Annotated in this window: 2 protein-coding genes; both read right to left on the bottom strand. The window is 63.4% G+C overall.

What is annotated here, in order from left to right:
• Positions 1–910: ABC transporter ATP-binding protein (locus B5E41_RS30815; protein ID WP_088397323.1), on the bottom strand; the 910-nt coding region annotated here is incomplete at its 3' end.
• Positions 911–913: 3 nt separating this feature from the next.
• Entirely contained in the window at positions 914–1,885 is a 972-nt protein-coding gene (locus tag B5E41_RS30810) for a carbohydrate ABC transporter permease (RefSeq protein WP_088397322.1), read from the bottom strand.
• Positions 1,886–1,938 lie beyond the last annotated feature (53 nt).

The raw sequence follows: 1,938 nt of genomic DNA, 5'->3' as shown, positions 1-1,938 counted from the left end.
GCGCCTTGCGGTCGGCGCCGTCGGGATCGGTCAAGGCTTCGGGACGGATGCCGAAGATCACCGGCTTGCCGGCATAGGCGGACAGGCCGTGATTGCCGGAGACGACCGGCAGCCTGAGCGGCGCGCCGTTCGGCCGCTCGAGCGAGACGGCCAGCCCGGCCGCACCGTTCTCGACGGTGGCGTTGAGCAGGTTCATCGCCGGCGAGCCCATGAAGTCGGCGACGAAGAGATTGGCGGGGCTGTTATAGATCTCGGCCGGCGTGCCGAACTGCTGCAGCACCCCGTCCTTCAGCACGGCGATCTTGGTCGCCAGCGTCATCGCCTCGATCTGGTCGTGGGTGACATAGACGAAGGTGGTGCCCATGCGCTGGTGCAGCCGCTTGATCTCGGTGCGCATGTCGACCCGCAGCTTGGCATCGAGGTTCGACAGCGGCTCGTCGAACAGGAAGACCTGCGGATTGCGCACCAAGGCCCGGCCCATGGCGACGCGCTGGCGCTGCCCGCCGGAGAGCTGGCTCGGCTTGCGGTCGAGCAGATGGCCGATCTGCAGCATGTCGGAGACCTGCTTGATCGCCTTGGCCCGCTCCTCCTTCGGAACGCCGCGGATCTCCATGCCGAAGGCGATGTTTCCAGCCACCGTCATATTCGGATAGAGCGCATAGGACTGGAACACCATGGCGATGTCGCGCTTGGACGGGTGCAGACCGCTGATGTCGCGGCCGTCGATCCTGATCTCGCCCGAGGTGATCGTCTCCAGCCCGGCAATGGTGTTGAGCAGGGTCGACTTGCCGCAGCCGGAGGGGCCGACCAGCACGAGGAAGCCGCCCCTTTCGAGTTCGAGGTCGATGCCCTTGAGGATGTCGACGGCGCCGAAGCGCTTTCTGAGACCGGAGATTTCCAGGAAGGCCATGACTTACCCTTTGACTGCGCCCGCCATCAGACCGCGCACGAAGTAGCGGCCGGCGAGGATATAGACGATGAGCGTCGGAACGGCCGCGATCATCGCCGCCGCCATGTTGACATTGTATTCGACCACCCCGGTCGAGGTGTTGACGACGTTGTTGAGCGCCACCGTCATCGGCATGGAGTCACCGGTGCCGGCATAGGCGGAAGCAAACAGGAAGTCGTTCCAGATATTGGTGAACTGGTAGATCACGGTGACGACGATGATCGGCAGCGAGTTCGGCAGCATGATGCGGCGGAAGATCTGGAAGAAGCTGGCGCCGTCGACCTGGGCGGCGCGCACCAGCTCGGTCGGAAATGCCTCGTAGAAATTGCGGAAGAACAGCGTCGTGAAGCCGAGGCCGTAGACGACATGGACGAAGACCAGGTTGACGGTCGAATTGCCGAAGCCGAAATTCCAGCCGGTGGCGTTCTGTAGCGTCACGCCGAAGCGGCCGAGCGAGCCGAGGATGGTCGCCATCGGCAAGAGCACCGACTGGAACGGGATGAAGCAGGCAAACAGCATCAGCCCGAACACCAGCGTATGGCCGGGGAAGCGCCATTTGGTCAGGATATAACCATTGAGCGCCCCCATGATGGTGGAGATGGCCACCGCCGGCACCACCATCTTGATCGAGTTCCAGAAGTAACCCTTGATGCCGGCGCAGGTCAGCCCGACGCAGGCCTCGCCCCAGGCCTTGACCCAGGGATCGAAGGTCGGCGCTTGCGGCAGCGCCAGCATGTTGCCGCCCTGGATCTCGTCCATCGTCTTGAACGAGGTCGTCAGCATGACGAAGAGCGGCATCAGGTAGAGGATGGCGAAGATCACCAGCAGGCCGTAGATGGCCAGTCGGCCGATCCAGCGGGCGCTGTTCGTCCTGCTATCGCCGCTCTGCGAAAGCATTGCGGCCGACGTGCCGATGGAAGAGGTGAGGCTGCTCATCGGGCCTTCTCCTTCAGTTCGGAATAGAGATAAGGCACGATGATTGCCGAGAT

The organism is Rhizobium esperanzae, assembly GCF_002204185.1.
GTDB lineage: Bacteria > Pseudomonadota > Alphaproteobacteria > Rhizobiales > Rhizobiaceae > Rhizobium > Rhizobium esperanzae.
Note: the sequence above shows the minus strand (reverse complement) of the source record. Positions and strands in the feature narration are given on the sequence as shown.